Genomic DNA, 19,726 nt, shown 5'->3' on the forward strand with positions numbered 1-19,726 from the left:
TTCAAGTAGGCTCCGCCGTCTAACGCCCGTTATTGCGTTGTAAAGTGGCTATATTAGCCAGTAGGGTGGTACCACGGGAACTTATCTCTCGTCCCTTTTCAGGGATGAGAGTTTTTTTATCCAGAGGGAAAGGTTAACTTTTTCCTGGATTGAACGACTAAAGCTTCTGTCGGCGTCCTAACGGACTTGGCACAAGCCAAGTCTTTTCTTATTTTTATGGAGGTGCTAATTTTGGATTATAGCAAATCACTTAACTTGCCACAAACAGATTTTCCAATGCGCGCTAATCTTCCCGAACGGGAACCAAAAATGTTGGAATACTGGTATGAGAAACAGATTTATGAAAAAAAATTGGCTCAAAGCAAAGGTAAAACTAAATTTATCTTGCATGACGGCCCGCCATATGCTAATGGTAATATTCATATCGGTACTGCTTTAAACAAAATTCTAAAAGATATTATTATCAAATATAAATCACTACAGGGATTTGATGCTCCCTATGTTCCTGGCTGGGACACACATGGATTGCCCATTGAACATGCCGCAATCAAAATTCTCGGTTTAAACCGGCATGAACTTGATCCACTTGATTTGCGCCGCGAATGTAAGGACTATGCCTTGCTCGAATGTCTTGATATGCAGCGGGAAGATTTTAAACGTCTAGGGGTTGCCGGTGACTGGGAAAATCCATATATAACACTCTATCCTGAATATGAAGCCAAACAAATTGAAGTTTTTGGTGAGATGGCAAAAAAAGGTCATATTTACAAAGGACTAAAGACTGTTTACTGGTGCACCTCATGTGAAACGGCATTGGCAGAAGCTGAAATTGAATATGCCGAGAAAAAATCACACTCTCTTTATGTTAAATTTCCGCTTATTGATGACAAAGGCAATTTGCCTGTTGGTGTTGACCGCGAAAACGTGTATGCTGTTATCTGGACAACAACCCCTTGGACAATTCCTGCAAATGTTGCTATTTGTATTCATCCGGAGATTGAATATGCCTGGGTAGAAATTAATAATGAAATTTATCTTTTAGCCACTGAGTTGGTAGAAACAGTTGTTAAGAATAATAATTTAGGGGAATACACTATCCTGTCTACCATGAAAGGTGCTACCATTGAAGGTATGAGATTCAACCACCCTTTCTTAGAACGTGAGGCGCCTATTATTGTAGGGGAGCATGTTACCCTGGAAACAGGTACTGGCTGTGTGCATACTGCTCCTGGCCATGGCCAAGAAGACTTTGAAGTAGGTATGAAATACGGACTGCCAATCATCAGTCCTGTTGATGCTACTGGTAAGTTCACTGCTGAAGCAGGTCAATTTGCCGGTATGGATGTGTTTGATGCGAATGTACCTGTAATAAAAGAACTAGCTGGGCGCGGCTTATTATTAGGCAAAGGTTCCATTAGACATCAATATGCTCATTGCTGGCGTTGCAAGAACCCGATTATTTATCGCGCTACTGAGCAATGGTTTGCTTCGATTGATGGATTTAGGAACCAAACGCTTAAAATCATTGATGAGGAAGTTAAGTGGATTCCTAGTTGGGGAAAAGATCGTATCCACAATATGGTAGCAGACCGGCATGACTGGTGCATTTCACGTCAGCGGGTATGGGGCGTTCCTATTCCGATCTTCTACTGTACCAAGTGTAACGAACATATAATTAATGATGAAACAATTGATGCAGTCAAAGAACTTTTCCGTCGCGAAGGTTCTGATGCCTGGTGGGCCAAAAAAGCCGAGGAAATTTTACCGCAAGGCTTTACCTGTCCGCATTGTGGGCATGGCGAATTCCGGAAAGAAACTGACATTATGGATGTGTGGTTTGACAGTGGTTCCAGTCATGCTGCTGTACTTAAACAACGCGAAGAGCTTCAGTGGCCGGCCGATTTATATCTGGAAGGCAGTGACCAGCATCGCGGCTGGTTCCAATCTTCTCTTTTAACCGCAGTAGCCACCCAGGGAAAAGCACCCTACAAAGCAGTGTTAACCCATGGTTTTGTGGTTGATGGTGATGGCCGTAAAATGTCTAAATCGATTGGCAATGTTATTTACCCGCAGGAAGTTATCAAAAAATATGGTGCTGACGTTCTGCGCCTTTGGGTAGCATCAGCCGATTATACAGCCGATATCCGGATTTCAAACGAAATCCTTAAGCAATTGTCTGAAGTATACCGTAAAATTCGTAATACTTTCCGCTATATTCTAGGTAGCTTACATGACTTTAACCCTGATACTGACAAAGTCTCCTATAATCAGTTACTGGAGATTGACCGTTGGGCGTTGATGCGTTTAGAACAAGTTCGGACTAAAGTCACTCAAGCCTATGAAGATTACGAATTCCATCTACTATATCACACGGTTCATAACTTCTGTACGGTAGACCTAAGCGCTTTTTATCTTGATATTTTAAAAGACCGTGTGTATACTGCGCTACCGACTTCAATTGAACGCCGCGCTGCGCAAACGGCTATGTATGAAATTCTTAACACCCTGGTTGCTGTGGTAGCTCCAGTATTAACCTTTACTGCTGAAGAAGTGTGGCAATACATGCCCAAAGAAGCAAACCGCGCGGAAAGTGTGCAGTTAACTAGTTGGCCTGCAGCTCACCCTGAATATCTGGATACTGCGCTCGCAACTAAATGGGAAAAAATACTTGAAATACGTGGTGAAATTACCAAGGCACTTGAAACAGCCCGCCGTAACAAGGTTATTGGGCACTCCTTGGATGCAGCCGTCAATCTTTACGCTAAAGATGAGGAATTGACTGCACTTTCAGCCATCAAGAATGATTTAGCTACGCTCCTCATTGTGTCTGAAGTAACTTTATCTGATAAACTTGAACAAGCTCCGGGTGAAGCCTACCGGGTCGCCGACATGCAACTTGCAGTTGCTGTGGCTCCGGCCCAAGGCGTCAAATGCGAACGTTGTTGGATTTATAGCCCGACAGTGAACCAGGACAAAGAGCATCCTTCTCTTTGTCATCGGTGCGCTGCTGTAGTAAAAAACATGTAAGCAGGATAAACCGGGAGCCTAATCCCGGTTTTTTTTTGTTCACCGGGTAATAATAATATAGGTGGGGGACTATTGAATGGACAATAAACATCCGGTAAATACTACGAAGACTGCTAAAGATCAGCCCGAATTTATGGCCAAACAGCTAGAACGGCTGGTCAATCGGTTAGAGGCTATGAGAATTGCTGCTTATATGGAGATGCTGGAACGTCCGGCTAAGCTGATTTTCACTAATTTTGTGGCCGGTATTGCCCGTGGCTTAGGTATTGCCATTGGAGCCAGCTTGGTGTTTGCCTTATTACTTGCTTTTCTCAAGCAGCTGATTATGCTCAATATACCGGGTATCGGTGGTTTCATTGCCGATATTCTCCGGTTTGTTGAAACTAAAAACGGAACATTCTAATTCCAATCCAAGGAGGATGGCGCGTGACAAAAGACATTTTTGACTGCATCCGTGAAAGTCACAGTGTTCGAAATTTCAAGTCTGAACAAATTCCTGAGCCAACACTAACAAGAATTTTAGAAGCAGGTAATATGGCACCTAGTGCCGGTAACCTACAGCCCTGGTATTTTTATGTAGTACAAGACTCTTCGGTAAAAGAAAAACTGGCTACGGCGTCCTTTGATCAAGAACAAATTAGCGACGCACCCACCGTTGTTGTCATTTTAGCTGACCCCGCCCGTTCCAACGAAAGATATGGCGAACGTGGTGCCCAGTTAAATTGTCTACAAGATTCAGCGGCTGCTACACAAAACCTTCTCCTAGCAGCGGAAGGTTTGGGTATTGCTGCCTGTTGGGTCGGTGCTTTTGATGAAAGAACAGTCCAAGAGGCCGTAGAAGCTCCGCCTCGCCTTCGAGCTGTAGCTATGGTCTGTTTAGGTTATAGTGGTGAACAACCAAAAGAATATAAAGAACGGCTGCGATTGAATGAAGTCGTTAAGTTTATTCATTGATAAGGGGGCCTTTTTATCTTGCGCCCTGAACAAGTAACAAAATTCAAACTACAGCTGGAAGCAAAAAGACGAGATTTAGTTCATACCATTTTGCAGTTAGAAGATAATGGCCTGCGTGCTGCATTATCTAATACAACTGGTGAATTGTCGGCTTATGATAATCACCCGGCTGACTTAGGTAGTGAAACCTTTGAGCGTGGTAAGGATTTGGGACTAAGAGACAATGAGCGCGTGCTCTTACGCAGTGTCGAGCGAACTCTAGATAAAATTCATCAAGGAACTTACGGACGTTGTGACAATTGCGGCGCTGAAATAGCAACAGAGCGGCTTGAAGCGCTTCCTTGGGCCACTCAGTGCAGGAAATGCCAAGAGGATGCAGAACAGACGGACGTTACACCCCGCCCGCTGGAAGAAGAGTCACTTGCGCCACCATTTCATCGTAGTTTTCTTGACTCTGACAGCGTTGATTCTGTCGGCTATGATGGGGAGGACGCTTGGCAGGATGTCGCACGCTATGGTAGTTCCGATACACCGCAGGACATCCCCGGCTCATATAATTATAAATCTCTATTTGCCAATAGTAATGAACACCAAGGTATTGTTGAATTAACTGATGCTATCCCTAATGAACCTGGAAGTAATAGTCAACACGCTAAAAAACGACGGATAGAAGAAAAAGAAACCGGGCAATGACCAGCTCGGTTTCTTTACTTGTCCGGATAGAAAGTAACTTTCCAAATACGAAACCCGGAACAGGTGGCTGTACTGTGTTTGCGTCCAGGAACCCTCGTAATTCCGTAACCCCTTGGCCTTTGCCGGAAAAAGCGTTCCGCAGGAGAAAAGCCGGGCGGTATTCCGTTAAGAAATCCGTACTGTCTGAGCGTAGCGAGTTTACGGATTTTAGGAATATCGTCCGGCTTTTCAGCTTTTGGAGGCTTGGGGCCTAGACCTTTTGTTACTTTTGGGGCAATGCCAAAAGTAAAAGGACCTCACCTTGTATTCGATTAACAAACTATCTGATATGTGCAAATCTAAAGAACTAGCCAAAAGCCAAGCCCATCCCATTTTAAGGATTGTTACCGCAAAGTACTCAAAGTACGCAAAAAAATAACGGTATCGTGGACTATAGCTGAAGATTAAAAGGCCGCGTTAGCGGTTTTTCTTATGAATGCAGGATTTTGGTTGCGTGTGTATAATTATAAACTATGCAATAGGGTATACTATTTGGGTTGATATCTTATTCACCTTCTGAGCTGCGCAAACGAATAGTAGGTATAGCAAAAGCCTAACACCTAGGAGGTTGCTAAATGACTAGTCCTGAATCCAAATGCATAATGATGACCAAAATTGGTATTTTAGGACTTGCTATAGCTGCTTATTTTTTCTTTCCCGGAATACGTGAATTTGCTGCTGAAGGCATTTCCTATCTAAGATGCCGTAATTTTGAAGGCTTACGCCAGTTTATTTTATCCTACGGTATATGGGCCCCTGCAACTAGTATTATGCTAATGACGCTTCAGTCAATGGTTCCACTAGTTCCTGGAATTATCATTACTATCACCAATGCCTGGATATTCGGATGGCAATACGGCGCCCTGTATTCCTGGACAGGAGCACTCTTCGGAGCAGTCCTTGACTTTGGAATTGCCCGCTGGTATGGACGTCCGGTAATCGAACGATTTGTCAGCCATAAGTACATAAATTTTACAGATACCTTTTTTAAACGCCATGGTATCATAGCTGTATTTATCACCAGACTAGTTCCAATAGTACCTTTTAAAGTTATTAGTTATGGATCCGGCCTTAGTAGACTTACATTAGGTGAGTTCGCTACCGCGACAGCTATCGGTCAAACACCAGCCATTGTGCTTTATTCAATACTTGGACAAAACCTTTCCCATAATATTAAAGCAGTAGCCGCTATTACCTCATTTTTAATAGTGGCAGGCCTACTAGTCTACTACTACCGTAGTACTATTGAGCGTTATTTCACTTTCCCAAAAGATAGGTAAACCACAGCGCGGCAATTATTGCTGTGCTTTTTATGTTTGGAAATTTTCAGGTATCATGTTATCATAGTTTATACAATTGGTGTAAGAATAGGAGAGAAGATTGGTGCCAATATCACTAGTAGCAGCCATTGCAACAACAATAATACTTATTGACCAGTGCTCAAAGCAGTATATTCAGGGCCAGATGCTGCCAGGAATGTCTATACCTGTGGTGGATGGTATATTTCATATTACCTATGTATTAAATCCTGGTGCGGCTTTTGGTATTTTAGAAAATCAAAGAATGCTTTTTATTGCGATTGCACTCGTAATGCTGGGACTTACCGTTTATTTCTTAAAACATATTCCGGAACCCTTCCGGCTTATGCGTCTAGGTCTAAGTCTGCTCTCAGGTGGGGCTATTGGCAATGTTATTGACCGAGTGCAAACCGGGTATGTGGTAGATTTTTTTGATTTCCGTATTTGGCCGGTTTTTAATTTGGCCGATATTGCCATTGTAACAGGCGTTGGTTGTGTTATTTATGCCCTTGTGTTTATGCCTTTTCCAACAGAAAACCATGAAAACTCAAGATAGGATGATATTGTGGAACAAAATGAAAAAGCTAGCAACATTACGTCTAACTTTAAAGCTACAGCCGAAGAACAGGGAGTTCGCCTAGATGTTCTATTAGCAGACCGTTTTGGGGAACTGTCCCGTTCGCATTTGCAAAAACTTATTTCTGATGGTTTGGTAATGGTGAATGGTAAAACATCGAAAGCTAACTATAAAGCGCAGGCGGATGATACCATAAGTGTTAGTTTTCCTGAAGCTAAACCAGTGGAGATTGTCGCGGAAAAGATTCCGCTTGACATCATTTACGAGGATGCCGATATTATTGTTGTCAACAAATCTCGCGGTATGGTTGTTCATCCGGCAGTCGGAAATTACCAAGGTACTTTAGTTAATGCATTGCTTGATCACTGTCAGGACTTATCAGGTATCAATGGTGAAATCCGTCCAGGTATCGTGCATCGTTTAGACAAAGACACTTCTGGTGTTATGGTAGCTGCTAAGAATGATCGCGCCCATCTTGCTCTTGCTGAACAAATTAAAAACCGCACGGCCAGCCGCAAATATTTGGCTATTGTTCATGGGAACATTGCCGAAGAACAGGGGATTATCAATGCTCCTCTTGGACGACATTCTTCTGACCGAAAAAAAATGGCCGTCACATTTAGTAACAGCAAAGAAGCAATAACGCGTTTTCGCGTTATTGAAAGGTTTGTTAACTTTACATTAGTTGAATGCAAATTACAGACAGGACGCACTCACCAAATTAGAGTGCATATGCAGTATATCGGTCACCCTGTTGTGGGCGATCCCAAATATGGTCCTGATAAAAAACGATTTGCGATAGAGGGCCAGGCGTTGCATTCGGCGGAACTGTCACTAAAACATCCCGTTTCCGGGGAGGACATGCTATTTACTACGCCGCTGCCGCCAGATATGGCTATTATACTTAAACAATTACAAGATAAAAGAGAGGAGACATAATAATATGGCAAAGCAGGTTATTATGCTAGATAAAGCCATCATCATGGATTCCCAAGCTATCAAGCGAGCCTTGACCCGGGTTGCCCATGAGATTGTCGAACACAATAAAGGAGTTAGTGATGTAACACTAGTTGGTATTAGAACACGTGGTGTTCCAATAGCCCAGCGAATAGCTGAAGAAATCAAACGAATCGAAGGAGTTGACCTACCTGTTGGGGTACTGGACATTACCTTATATCGAGACGACTTATCCACATTGGCTTATCAGCCCATCGTTCACGAGACGCTAATTCCGTTTTCCATTAATGATAAAAAAGTTGTACTTATTGACGATGTTTTATTTACTGGACGAACAGTACGGGCAGCACTTGATGCCATTATGGACATTGGTCGGCCATCTGCTATTCAATTGGCTGTACTAATTGACCGCGGCCATCGTGAACTTCCAATTAGAGCTGATTACGTTGGTAAAAATGTGCCAACCTCAAGCAAAGAAATAGTCAGCGTGCAGCTGACTTCAATAGATAGCAGTGAGCAGGTTGTTATTAAAGAAATCATTGAGGATTAAGTAATTTACAAATAAGCGTCTCCTCTGGAGTTACATAAGTAGTGTTTTGATGGTCATAAATAACAAATCCTGGTTTTGCACCTGAAGGTTTGCGTACATAACGGCGTTTTGTATAATCGACAGGAACACTGGCCGACTGACGGCTTTTGCTGTAATAAGCGGCTAATTGTGCGGCCTCATTGATTGCTTGTTGTGAGACTTCTCGGTTTTCACTGCGAATAATAACATGTGAACCTGGAATATCTTTTGTGTGCAGCCAGATGTCATCTGGACGAGCCTGTTTGAAGGTCACTAAATCATTTTGACGATTATTTTTACCAATAATAAGAGTAAAACCATCGGTAGTTATCGCAGAAAGCGGTGATGATAAAGCAGCTGACAAACGTCGTTTGTCAGCTGCTTTTATGTAGCCGGCATTGACTAATTCCTGACGGATTTCACTTATCTCGATACTAGCATCGGCATGGGAAAGGGCTACGGCAATGCTCTCTAGATAGGTAATATCTGCCTGACATTCTCGAAGCTGCCCGATCAAATGCTCTTCAGATCGTTTAGCTTTATTATACTTAGTGTAATATTGCTGCGCATTTTCGATGGCTGACAGCGTCGGATTGAGGTTAATAATGATCTCCTGTGTTTCGCTTGTCTCGCTATATATATCTAATAAAGCCTGTTGGTTAGCTCCGGGAATGACAATATACAGATTGGCCATAAGAATATCTCCGCACTTTCTGAGCTCATCAGCGTTTTCAGCCTGAGACAATTCTTCTGCTAAAACAGTTTGTTTACGATTTAACTTTGCTATTTCTGACGTTATCAGCTTAGTCAATACTTCTTTTGCAGGTAAGGCTGGACGCCCTTTGAATTTATCAAAAAAATCGACAGCCGCACTCATCGTAGAAAAATCATGCAGGTTATACTGACGAAGATGTTCGGGAACAAATGCGGCAATAGCCAGCGGCTTGTTCTGTCCCTCAACTACAACCGTCGGTGTTACTAAACCATTCTTGACCGGGCTGGCAATACTTTCGACTGCTTCACTTAGTGCATTTTCATCGGCAGGATCAAGTTCGTTCATGTGAATGTCTGGGGAAAAACCACCACGCCAGGCAATTTCTCTTGCTGTAAGCGGACCAAGACCAATGCCTGTAGCAATAATAGCTTTACTTAGTGAAGTGGCAGGCGCAGCCAATACCTGCCGGATGAATTGAGCAGAATCAATATCTAGGATGTTCAGTCGATCTTGGCCGGGCGGGTAAATATACTCTTTTCCAGGCAAAACCTGACGATGGCGACTTACATGAGAACTAACTCTTTTTATGGCATCAATAATAATATTGTCTTGCAGTAAAATAATATTGCTATATTTCCCCATAATTTCAACGACTAAACATTTGGTGAAAATTCGTCCGCCTTCGCCACGTACATCAATATTGATATTGACAATACGGTCAAGACTATGCTGTTCGATACTTGCAATGCGCCCATCTTCCAGGTGTTTTCTGAGTAACATACAAAAAGTAGGAGCCACAGCCGGATTTTCTGGCACAGCTGTTGTAATCAGTAACTTTGGGCGCTCGGGGTTTGCCGATAGGAAGCAACGCAGGTTTTCTCCTGGCTGACGCACCCATAGTAAGAGTGAGTAAGGGTCTGGTTGAAACACTTTATCAACACGTCCGCCAGTGAGCGCTGCATTAAGCTCACCTACAAGCGGTGCAAGCGAGAATCCATCAATATTCATAACATAACCTCCGCAAAAACATAAGACAATATTCCAATAGTATAACACTCACGCTATTTAGCGGTCAAACCCGGTCTAATTCTGCCGCCTACAGAATAAAATCGTTAATATAGCAAAAACATACACATGGTAGCGAGGTGGCTGCATGGATAGGGAAAAATGGTATATGCGTACGGCAGAGGAAGTCGTTCAGTTCTGGCAGACTAGTTTTACTGAGGGATTATCCTCTCAAGAAGTTAAGCGAAGACTTGAAAAATTCGGTTGCAACGAACTGGCTGAAAAGGAAAAACCAGCTTGGTGGAAACGGTTTTTAGCACAATTTCAAGACTTTATGGTTTTAGTTTTGTTAGGAGCTACACTGATATCAGCATTTTTAGGTGAATATGCTGATGCCATTACCATTTTAGTCATTGTCCTGATGAATGCTGTATTAGGTTTTATTCAGGAATATCGAGCTGAACAGTCGCTGGCTGCATTAAAGAAATTGGCTTCGCTTACTGCTAGAGTAGTGAGAAACAGTATGGTCCAACAAGTTCCAGCCAGAGAACTTGTGCCTGGTGATATCTTAGTACTTGAAGCTGGTGACAAGCTTTCGGCCGATGGCCGACTCATTGATGTACATAATATGGAGGTAGAGGAAGCGGCGTTAACCGGTGAATCTATGTCTGTCCGTAAAACAGCTGATCGTAAATTTGGCGAGGATGTCCCCTTAGGCGACAGAAAAAACATGGTTTTCTCCGGTACTAATGTAGTCAGGGGACGTGGTAAAGCAGTTGTTTGTGCAACTGGAATGGCTACCGAAGTCGGTCATATAGCAGATATGATCCAGGCTACAACAGAAGAAACTACTCCGCTGGAACGACGCCTTGAACATTTGGGTAAATGGTTAGTTTGGGCCTGTCTGGCTATTTGTTTAATTGTTGTTATTACCGGGGTAACTAGAGGCGAATCGGTATTTCTTATGTGTATGGCTGGTATTAGCCTAGCAGTTGCTGCTATTCCGGAGGGGCTGCCCGCTATTGTTACAGTCGCTTTGGCACTTGGTGTTCAACGAATGATTAAACAACATGCCATTATTCGAAAATTACCAGCAGTTGAAACATTAGGTTGTACAACAGTTATATGTTCAGATAAAACTGGTACACTAACACAAAATGCCATGACGGTACGCCAAATATTTACTGATGGGAATCATTATGAAGTTACCGGTTCGGGGTATGATATTAAAGGTAACATACTACTCAACCAGCAACCCCTTGATATAAATAAAAATAAAGCTTTACAACAATGCCTAACAATCGGCGTGCTTTGTAACAACAGCATCTTAAAACAGAATACGATTGCTATTACTGGTGTATGGCGTAATAAAACTGAAACTGGCTGGTCTATAGAAGGTGACCCAACAGAAGGGGCTATCATTGTAGCAGCCGCCAAAGCAGATATTTGGCAGAGCGAAATTGAGAAAATCCAGAAACGGGTCACTGAAATTCCTTTTGAATCTGAACGTCGCCGGATGTCGGTTGTGTACCGTGATAACAACAGCAACAATATTCTCTACGTTAAAGGTGCCCCTGATGTCATTTTGGAATTATGCCGGTATTATCACACAGATGCAGGGCCTACTTCTATAACCAAGGAGCATATTGCCCAGATTAATAGCATTAACGAGCAAATGACATCAGAAGCCCTTAGAGTGTTGGCTGTCGCTTACCGCCGCCTAACCCCTGCACAAGCCCAAAATCCTGACGAATCCATCGAAAGTGATTTGGTATTTGCCGGCATTATCGGTATGATTGATCCCCCGCGGGAAGAGGTTAAAACCTCTATTGCCTTGTGTCGTGAAGCTGGTATAAAAACAGTCATGATTACTGGCGATCATAAGAATACAGCGATTGCTATTGCCCAAGAGCTTAATATTTATAAAGAAAACCAGCATAAGACACTGACTGGTAAAGAACTTGATGTATTGTCCGAGCCTGAACTTGATGCAATTGTCAATCGTGTTACCGTTTATGCCCGTGTTTCACCAGCCCATAAATTAAGAATCGTTCGGGCGCTTAAACGGCAAGGTCATATTGTGGCCATGACTGGTGACGGCATTAACGACGCTCCAGCCATTAAAGAAGCTGATATCGGTGTTGCCATGGGAATTACCGGCACCGATGTAACTAAAGAAGCATCAGCTATGGTTTTAGCTGATGATAACTTTGCAACAATTGTGGCAGCCGTGAAAGAAGGCCGCGGTATCTATGAGAATATCCGAAAATTCATTCGTTACCTGCTAGCTTGTAATATCGGCGAAGTCCTTACTATGTTTTTAGCTGCACTTTTTGGGTTGCCTATGCCACTTTTACCTGTACAAATACTTTGGGTCAACCTTGTCACTGATGGGTTGCCTGCCATGGCACTAGGAGTTGACCCCAGCAGCCCCAACGTTATGCAGCGGCCACCACGACATCCAGGAGAAAGCGTTTTTTCCCGTGGATTAAGTCGGAAAATAATTGGTCGTGGCATCCAAATTGGTTTAAGCACACTTTTTGTCTTTAGTGTGATATACTATATGCAGAATGATTTAGCTGTAGCTCGTACAGCGGCATTTGCTACATTAGTATATTGTCAGATGTTTCATGTATTTGATTGCCGGTCGGAAATGGTTACTATCTTCGAACTTAAGTTCATGACCAACAGATACTTGCTGGCAGCCGTTGCCTTTTCGAGTATCATGCAACTTTCTGTAATGTACATACCTTTCTTAAGCGCCATCTTTTCGACGGTACCTTTATCTGTGGGCCATTGGGTGCTTGTCTTGATTGTATCAGGCTGGACACTACTAGTAAATGCCTGCAAACATATATTCAAACGTCGTCCCGCACGCCGAGCCACTATACCACAAAGTCGATAGCGATACTATCATAGGAGGAAATAGCATGCAGTTTACTAAATGGCATGGATTAGGTAATGATTTTGTAATTGTCAATGGCAGGGAAGAACATATTGCTGATTACCAGCAACAAGCGATTGCCGTCTGTGACCGAAACTTTGGTATTGGAGCCGACGGACTTGTTGTGCTGCTACCATCAGATATTGCTGATTTTAAAATGCGAATCTTTAATTCAGACGGCAGCGAAGCTGATATGTGCGGTAATGCTACTCGCTGCGTCGCACGCTATCTCTACGAAAACAAATTGACTGCTAAAACAGTTATTACGCTAGACACCTTGGCGGGAATTATTACGCCTGAACTTATCTTTAAAAATGGCACCCTAGCGACTGTTAAGGTTGATATGGGACTCCCCAGACTCAAACGAAACGAAATCCCTATTATTGGTGATGCTGAAGAACAAGTAATAAACATGCCGCTTGCAATAGATGGAGAAACTTATCATATCACCTGTGTCTCTATGGGTAATCCCCATTGCCTAATCTTTGTCAACGATGTCACCAAAGTTGATCTGGCACTCATTGGGCCCAAAATCGAAACACATACTCTATTCCCCAAAAAAACCAATGTTGAGTTTCTGCAGATTATTGACAGGAAAACAATAAGAATGCGTGTTTGGGAACGTGGTGCCGGCATAACCAAGGCCTGCGGTACAGGTGCCAGTGCTGCTCTGGTTGCCGCTGTTTTAAATGGCTATACTGAGCGGCAAGTTACAGTCAAATTAGATGGTGGTGATCTTTTTCTTGAGTGGGCTGAAAACAATCATATCTATAAATCAGGTCCGGCCGTAGAGGTATTCCAGGGTAACTATCTCTTATAACTAACTGCCTCATACAGAGTCGACTGGTTTTCTTAATTTAAAAATTCAGAAAAAAAGGTTTTTTTTGCCTTGAAGTATAATAAACAGTTATACAACAAGACATTTGTCAGCGGAGGTGTTGAGGTGAAGTTTGTTACTGGTATTCTCAGCTTGATCATCTTACTGTCTGTTTCGCTGTCTGCTAGTGCAATCGCTTTGGTAAACAAAGATATTATCTTAGAAGCACAAGAGTATGGCGTAAAACGCAACCAACTGCCTCTTACGGAGTTTCTTCATCCCTGGCTTGCTTATGAAGAACAAGCCACCATTATTAATGAAACAACGGAAAGATCTTATCTATATACACCATTTTTGCTTTTAGCTTACGACGCCCGTGATAAAGCAAGAAGCAAGCAACCTGTTGAGCTTGCCAACAGTGAACAGATTCTAGCTGACTATGCCGGGTGTCTTGTTTTCAGTATAATTGTCAATGGCAATACTGAAAACTTTAGTGATAATCTTCAAGTTACTATTAAGCAAGATAAAAAAATAATTAACCCCTATCATGCCGTAACCAACCCCCCAGTAAAAAACCCTTGGTCCTCTAATGGACCACAATTTACTGCTCATTCCTATTTTTACTTCCATGAGCGAGAGGTAGTTTTGGGCAAACCCATTACTCTGATGGTGACTACCCAAGACAAGCAGGAACATCGTTTTTATTTTGAGTTACCTAAATTTAAATAATTTTTTAATAAATGGAGATGATCTCCATTTATATTTTTTTGTGAAAAAGGGATTTATAACGAGCAAAGCGAAGTAAATGTAAAAAACTACGGTTAAAATCGTGTTATCCGTGAATAATAACATACGCAAAGGAAGGTGCAAGTTCGTGCTCAAAAGTATGACCGGCTTTGGCCGGGGAGAATATATTGATTCCAATTACCGTATTGTGGTTGAAATTAAAGCCGTAAATCATCGTTACAATGAAATTGTTATTCGCATGCCCAAAACTTTAGGCAGTTTAGAGGATAGGATTCGCCGCACTATTGCCAATACCATTTTACGTGGCCGAGTAGACGCTTTTATTACAGTCGACGAATATGGAGAGAAGAAAAAGGCAGTAAGGGTTGACAAAGAATTGGCAATGGCTTACCATAATGCAATGAGAGAATTAGCGGGCATATTAGAAATGACGGTTGCTGATAATATATACCATTTATCAAAATATCCCGAGGTCCTTAAACTGGAGGAAGTTACAGAAGATGTAGAGTGTTTATGGCCCAAACTTCTTGCAGCTATTGAAAGTGCACTTGGCAATCTTATGAAAATGCGCGAAGCTGAAGGCACCAATATTGAGCAGGATCTATTAGCACGGGTTGATAAGCTCCAGACATATGTTGCAACAGTAGAAGAAAGGGCACCGCAAATTCTTGTCGAATATCGGGAAAAATTATTATCCCGCATGCGAGAATTACTAGGCGCTGTAGGGGCTGAGCCTGATGAGACCAGATTACTCCAGGAAACAGCCATATTTGCTGACAGGACTAATTTTACCGAAGAAATTGTTCGGCTTAAAAGCCATTTGGCACAATTTCACACAACAGTTAAATCTTCTGAGGCGGTGGGGCGCAAACTTGATTTTATTGTACAAGAAATAAACCGGGAGACGAATACCATTGCTTCCAAAGCCAACGATTCTAACATTGCTAATGTTGTTGTTGAAATTAAAAGTGAAATAGAGAAGGTCAGAGAGCAAATCCAAAACATAGAGTAATATAAAAACCATTACATCAAAAAATAGCCTATAAAATTATAGGAGGAGTTATAATGGATATAAAATTAATAAATATTGGCTTTGGCAATATTGTTTCGGCTAATCGGATTATCTCTATTGTCAGCCCGGAATCAGCCCCCATAAAACGAATTATTCAGGAAGCACGTGATCGGGGTATGCTTATTGATGCTACATATGGCCGCCGCACCCGCGCTGTAATTATTACCGACAGTGATCATGTTATTTTATCAGCAGTACAACCTGAAACAGTAGCTCATCGCTTGACTAGCAAAGATACTACTGATGAACCTGCTGAATAAGATCGGAAAGGAGACAGCCTATGCCTCAACAAGGAATATTAATAGTTGTTTCCGGCCCTTCTGGCACTGGTAAAGGCACAGTTTGTCGCGAACTGCTGCGTAGCAATTCTCATTTGAAATATTCTATATCAGCTACAACCCGGTCGCCCCGAGCAGGAGAAGTGGATGGAATAAATTATCTATTTGTTGCCAAAGATCAGTTTAAAAATATGATTGACAATGATGACCTCTTGGAATGGGCCGAAGTCTACGGTAATTTTTATGGGACACCACGTCACTATGTTCTTGAGCAGTTACATAAGGGATATGATGTTGTATTAGAAATAGATACACAAGGTGCCATGAAAGTAAAAGAAAAATTTCCGGAAGGTGTATATATATATATTATTCCACCTTCACTGGATGAACTTGCTAACAGGATTTACAAACGTGGTACTGATAGCATTGATGTCATCAAAAAACGCCTACAATGTGCTAGTGGTGAGCTCTCTTTGGCACAGAACTATCACTATATTGTAATGAATGATCAAGTAGCGGCAGCTGTCCAAAAAGTGGAGATCATTATTGCCGCTGAAAAACTAAGGGCAGAACGCAACACCGCATTAATTGATAATCTCTATAGTGCTGGTTGTGTTGGCAATGAGGTCTCAACACTATAATAATAATAAGTTAGGGGAAACGCTATGATAAATCCGTCGCTAGATTCTTTGGTAAAAAAGGTTGACAGTAAATACACATTGGTAGTATTAGCCGCTAAACGGGCGCGTGAAATTATGGATGGACAGCAGCCGCTTATTGAATGCAAATCCAACAAACCAGTGACAATTGCGCTAGAAGAAGTTGCTCGAGGGAAAATCACCTATGAACGCACTAAAACTGGTATTAAATAGGAGTCAATGATGTCTTTAGGTCAAAACATTGTTATGGGAGTTAGTGGTGGAATCGCAGCCTACAAGGCAGTTGAGGTTGTCAGCCGTTTGAAAAGAGCGGGTTGTAACGTCAACGTTATCATGACCAAAGCGGCCACAGAGTTTGTCACACCGTTAACTTTTCGTGAACTTAGCGGTAATCCGGTAGTAACTGATATGTGGGAAGAGCCCAAAACTTGGAACGTGCAGCACATTGCCTTAGCTAACTGGGCGGATGTGTTTCTTGTTGTACCTGCTACCGCCAATATTATTGGGAAAATAGCCAATGGTATTGCTGATGATATGCTTACCACTACCATTATGGCTACAAAAGCCCCAATAATAGTAGCACCGGCTATGAATACCAATATGTATCTCAACCCGGTTACTCAGCAGAACTTAACCAAATTGGCAGGGTTAGGTTATCATATTATAGAACCTGCTGTCGGCTTATTGGCATGTGGTGTTGAGGGACCAGGCCGTTTACCAGAACCGTTAGTAATCGTCGATAAAGTTATTGCTTTGTTGCAAAACTGCCGAGATTTGCAAGGCAAACGTATATTGATTACAGCGGCCGGTACGCGTGAGGCCATTGACCCTGTCAGATATATTGGTAACCGTTCGAGCGGTAAGATGGGATACGCTCTTGCCGGGGTAGCAGCTAGACGGGGCGCTGAAGTCATACTTGTTTCTGGTCCATCAAGCCTACCAACTCCACTGGGGGTAACTATTAAACGAGTAGAAACAGCGGCTCAAATGCAGGCTGCTGTTCTTGACGAATTTGATACTGTCGATATTGTAATCAAAGCTGCAGCTGTTGCAGATTACCGACCTGAAATGGTAGCTGAACAAAAAATCAAGAAGACAGGGGATACCTTAACCATTAATCTCGTTAGAAATCCAGATATTTTATTTGAGTTGGGGCAAAAGAAAAAACAGCAATTATTAATTGGCTTTGCTGCTGAAACCGAAGACCTTATGACTCACGCCCAGGAGAAATTAACCAAGAAAAATCTTGACATGATTGTTGCTAATGATGTGACCCTCCCTGGAGCTGGTTTCAATATTGATACCAACATTGTAAAAATTATACATAAAAACGGTGATATAGAAGAACTACCGCAGCTTAGCAAACAGCAAATAGCAGAAATTCTTATAGACAAAATTGACAAAATGCTGACAAAATCTACTTGATTTTTTTTTATATTTAGTTTAAAATTTCTTTGATGTGACAATTGCATATACTATACTCATCAAGAGTTGGTGGAGGGACTGGCCCGATGAAACCGCGGCAACCATTTAGCATATTTATGCTAAAAACGGTGCCAATTCCGGCGGTAAACCGCGAGATGGGAGTGAAAAATCACACCTCCCTTTGTGGGAGTTTCTTTTTTTAGTAACTAGTTAGGAGGGATTATATTTATGGCAACAAAACGTGTGCTGTTTACATCAGAGTCTGTAACTGAAGGCCATCCGGATAAGATTGCTGACCAAATTTCCGACAGTGTGCTTGACGCTATTATAGCTCAAGATCCTGAGGCCCGAGTAGCCTGTGAAACATTAGTTACTACTGGTATTGTACATGTAGTAGGTGAGATCAGCACTAAGTGCTATGTTGACATTCCCAAAATTGTGCGTGAAACTATTAAAAGTATTGGTTACACGCGTGCCAAGTATGGTTTTGATGGCGAAACCTGCGGTGTCTTACTATCTATTGACGAACAATCGGTTGATATTGCTTTGGGTGTAGACAAGGCGCTTGAAGCCAAGCAGGGTGACATGGATGCCATTGATGCTATTGGCGCCGGTGACCAAGGCATGATGTTCGGTTACGCTACTAACGAAACCCCGGAATTTATGCCGTTGCCAATCGCCTTAGCACATAAAATGGCACGTCGATTGTCCGAAGTTCGTAAAAATGGCGATCTGAGTTATCTGCGCCCAGATGGTAAAACTCAGGTCACTGTTGAATATGAAGATGGCAAACCGGTACGGGTTGATACCATCGTAATTTCAACTCAGCATAGTCCTGACGTTGATCGGGAAACTATTGAAAAAGACCTTATAGCTAACGTAATAAATCCCATAGTTCCCCAAGAGCTATTAGATGCCAAAACCAAATACTATATTAACCCAACCGGTCGATTTGTCGTGGGTGGCCCGCAAGGCGATTCAGGCTTAACCGGACGTAAAATAATAGTTGATACCTATGGCGGTATGGCTCGGCATGGCGGCGGTGCTTTTTCCGGTAAAGATCCCACAAAAGTTGACCGGTCTGGTGCTTATGCGGCCCGCTATGTTGCTAAAAATGTAGTTGCTGCAGGACTAGCCGACAAATGCGAAATTCAATTGGCCTATGCCATTGGCATCGCTCGTCCAGTATCTGTTATGGTGGAAACTTTTGGGACTGGTAAAATTCCAGAAGATAAAATTGTTGCACTTATCAACAAGCATTTTGACTTACGACCTGCGGGTATAATTAAGTCGCTTGATCTTAGACGTCCTCTTTATCGTCAGACTGCTGCCTATGGCCACTTTGGTCGTACTGATGTAGATTTGCCTTGGGAACACATTGATAAAGCCGAACTTCTTCGCAAAGAGGCCAATATCTAAACTTATTAATTAATGGTCAATGGTAATACTAATATTGCTGGACATTCAATTCAGTTTAAAGGAGGTATTTCATTGGCTGCTCAAAAAAATATTACAGAATCTGTTTACCACGTTGGCGGTCTTAAAGGTGACCACTGCCGGGATCGTATTGAACATACGTTATCCCACCTTTATGGTGTTTCCTCAGTTAAGGTGGACATGGCTTCCCAGCAAGTTGTGGTTAGCCACGATGAAACTGTAAATTCTAGCGGATATATTGAAGAGACATTACAATCACTTGGCTATTCAGTTCAAGAATAGGAGTAAGTAACCAAATGAAACTTCATTTTTCTCCGCTAAGAAGACGCCGGATTAAACGTTTTTTTAAACGTTTGCCGATGGACACCGGGCTTGATTGGGAAATGGCCGCTCATTACCAGGAAAAACCGGTAGCAGGTATTTGATAGTTAAAAGCGAATATATACTTTTAGTTAAAAAGGGGACTGAACAAGTCCTCTTCTCTTTATCTAAATAAGAAATGAACTTTAGGTGA

The 19,726-nt window shown here is 42.3% G+C and carries 20 protein-coding genes, 1 riboswitch and 1 other annotated feature (1 of these 22 cut by a window edge); of the genes, 19 read left to right on the plus strand and 1 reads right to left on the minus strand.

The window, feature by feature from the left end:
- Positions 1–99 (plus strand) — a binding site (T-box leader); it begins 117 nt to the left of the window's first position.
- Positions 100–231: 132 nt separating this feature from the next.
- From ileS to pyrR, 8 genes are all read left to right on the plus strand, one after another.
- Positions 232–3,027 carry an isoleucine--tRNA ligase gene (gene ileS / locus ACZ449_RS09200; protein ID WP_464260729.1) on the plus strand — a complete coding sequence of 932 codons (2,796 nt, stop codon included), beginning with the start codon at positions 232–234 and terminating at the stop codon, positions 3,025–3,027.
- Between the two features lie 76 nt (positions 3,028–3,103).
- Complete coding sequence (locus ACZ449_RS09205) at positions 3,104–3,430, plus strand: DUF5665 domain-containing protein (protein ID WP_464260730.1); 327 nt, start codon at positions 3,104–3,106, stop codon at positions 3,428–3,430.
- Between the two features lie 23 nt (positions 3,431–3,453).
- Positions 3,454–3,981, plus strand: a complete 528-nt coding sequence (locus ACZ449_RS09210; protein WP_464260731.1) for a nitroreductase family protein — start codon at positions 3,454–3,456, stop codon at positions 3,979–3,981.
- A gap of 18 nt (positions 3,982–3,999) precedes the next feature.
- On the plus strand, positions 4,000–4,674 hold the full coding sequence (locus ACZ449_RS09215; RefSeq protein WP_464260732.1) for a TraR/DksA C4-type zinc finger protein: 675 nt from the start codon (positions 4,000–4,002) through the stop codon (positions 4,672–4,674).
- A 614-nt stretch (positions 4,675–5,288) separates the two neighbouring features.
- Positions 5,289–5,993: a TVP38/TMEM64 family protein gene (locus ACZ449_RS09220; protein WP_464260733.1), complete on the plus strand. Its 705-nt coding sequence runs from the start codon at positions 5,289–5,291 to the stop codon at positions 5,991–5,993.
- Between the two features lie 103 nt (positions 5,994–6,096).
- A complete protein-coding gene (lspA, locus tag ACZ449_RS09225; RefSeq protein ID WP_464260734.1) occupies positions 6,097–6,567 on the plus strand; it encodes a signal peptidase II in 471 nt (156 codons plus the stop codon).
- 36 nt (positions 6,568–6,603) lie between these two features.
- Entirely contained in the window at positions 6,604–7,527 is a 924-nt protein-coding gene (locus ACZ449_RS09230; protein WP_464261845.1) for an RluA family pseudouridine synthase, read from the plus strand.
- A gap of 4 nt (positions 7,528–7,531) precedes the next feature.
- The gene (gene pyrR, locus ACZ449_RS09235) at positions 7,532–8,095 is read left to right on the plus strand and encodes a bifunctional pyr operon transcriptional regulator/uracil phosphoribosyltransferase PyrR (protein WP_464260735.1); all 564 of its coding nucleotides are present in this window, start codon (positions 7,532–7,534) and stop codon (positions 8,093–8,095) included.
- On the opposite strand, the gene ACZ449_RS09240 is transcribed toward pyrR, so the two are convergent.
- Positions 8,082–9,836 (minus strand): Rqc2 family fibronectin-binding protein, encoded by a 1,755-nt coding sequence (locus tag ACZ449_RS09240; RefSeq protein WP_464260736.1) that lies wholly within the window; start codon positions 9,834–9,836, stop codon positions 8,082–8,084. The two genes, pyrR and ACZ449_RS09240, sit on opposite strands and share 14 nt — an antisense overlap.
- Before the next feature lie 145 nt (positions 9,837–9,981).
- Between ACZ449_RS09240 and ACZ449_RS09245 the strand changes: the two genes are divergently transcribed.
- The 11 genes from ACZ449_RS09245 (at position 9,982) to ACZ449_RS09295 (ending at position 19,637) form a co-directional block, all read left to right on the plus strand.
- Positions 9,982–12,738 carry a calcium-translocating P-type ATPase, SERCA-type gene (locus ACZ449_RS09245; RefSeq protein ID WP_464260737.1) on the plus strand — a complete coding sequence of 919 codons (2,757 nt, stop codon included), beginning with the start codon at positions 9,982–9,984 and terminating at the stop codon, positions 12,736–12,738.
- Between the two features lie 25 nt (positions 12,739–12,763).
- Positions 12,764–13,597, plus strand: coding sequence for a diaminopimelate epimerase (dapF, locus tag ACZ449_RS09250; protein WP_464260738.1), 834 nt, complete (start codon positions 12,764–12,766; stop codon positions 13,595–13,597).
- A gap of 123 nt (positions 13,598–13,720) precedes the next feature.
- Entirely contained in the window at positions 13,721–14,323 is a 603-nt protein-coding gene (locus tag ACZ449_RS09255) for a hypothetical protein (RefSeq protein WP_464260739.1), read from the plus strand.
- 145 nt (positions 14,324–14,468) lie between these two features.
- Positions 14,469–15,353 carry a YicC/YloC family endoribonuclease gene (locus ACZ449_RS09260; protein WP_464260740.1) on the plus strand — a complete coding sequence of 295 codons (885 nt, stop codon included), beginning with the start codon at positions 14,469–14,471 and terminating at the stop codon, positions 15,351–15,353.
- A 53-nt stretch (positions 15,354–15,406) separates the two neighbouring features.
- Positions 15,407–15,673, plus strand: coding sequence for an extracellular matrix/biofilm regulator RemA (remA, locus tag ACZ449_RS09265; protein WP_464260741.1), 267 nt, complete (start codon positions 15,407–15,409; stop codon positions 15,671–15,673).
- A 20-nt stretch (positions 15,674–15,693) separates the two neighbouring features.
- Positions 15,694–16,332: a guanylate kinase gene (gmk, locus tag ACZ449_RS09270; RefSeq protein ID WP_464260742.1), complete on the plus strand. Its 639-nt coding sequence runs from the start codon at positions 15,694–15,696 to the stop codon at positions 16,330–16,332.
- Positions 16,333–16,356: 24 nt separating this feature from the next.
- Positions 16,357–16,563: a DNA-directed RNA polymerase subunit omega gene (gene rpoZ, locus ACZ449_RS09275; RefSeq protein ID WP_464260743.1), complete on the plus strand. Its 207-nt coding sequence runs from the start codon at positions 16,357–16,359 to the stop codon at positions 16,561–16,563.
- A 9-nt stretch (positions 16,564–16,572) separates the two neighbouring features.
- Positions 16,573–17,775 carry a bifunctional phosphopantothenoylcysteine decarboxylase/phosphopantothenate--cysteine ligase CoaBC gene (gene coaBC, locus ACZ449_RS09280; protein ID WP_464261846.1) on the plus strand — a complete coding sequence of 401 codons (1,203 nt, stop codon included), beginning with the start codon at positions 16,573–16,575 and terminating at the stop codon, positions 17,773–17,775.
- 53 nt (positions 17,776–17,828) lie between these two features.
- Positions 17,829–17,937: riboswitch (SAM riboswitch) on the plus strand.
- Positions 17,938–18,003: 66 nt separating this feature from the next.
- Positions 18,004–19,194: a methionine adenosyltransferase gene (metK, locus tag ACZ449_RS09285; protein WP_464260744.1), complete on the plus strand. Its 1,191-nt coding sequence runs from the start codon at positions 18,004–18,006 to the stop codon at positions 19,192–19,194.
- Between the two features lie 72 nt (positions 19,195–19,266).
- Positions 19,267–19,494 (plus strand): heavy-metal-associated domain-containing protein, encoded by a 228-nt coding sequence (locus ACZ449_RS09290; RefSeq protein WP_464260745.1) that lies wholly within the window; start codon positions 19,267–19,269, stop codon positions 19,492–19,494.
- Positions 19,495–19,508: 14 nt separating this feature from the next.
- Entirely contained in the window at positions 19,509–19,637 is a 129-nt protein-coding gene (locus ACZ449_RS09295) for a hypothetical protein (RefSeq protein WP_464260746.1), read from the plus strand.
- Positions 19,638–19,726 lie beyond the last annotated feature (89 nt).

It is taken from the genome of Desulfosporomusa polytropa (genome assembly GCF_055380075.1).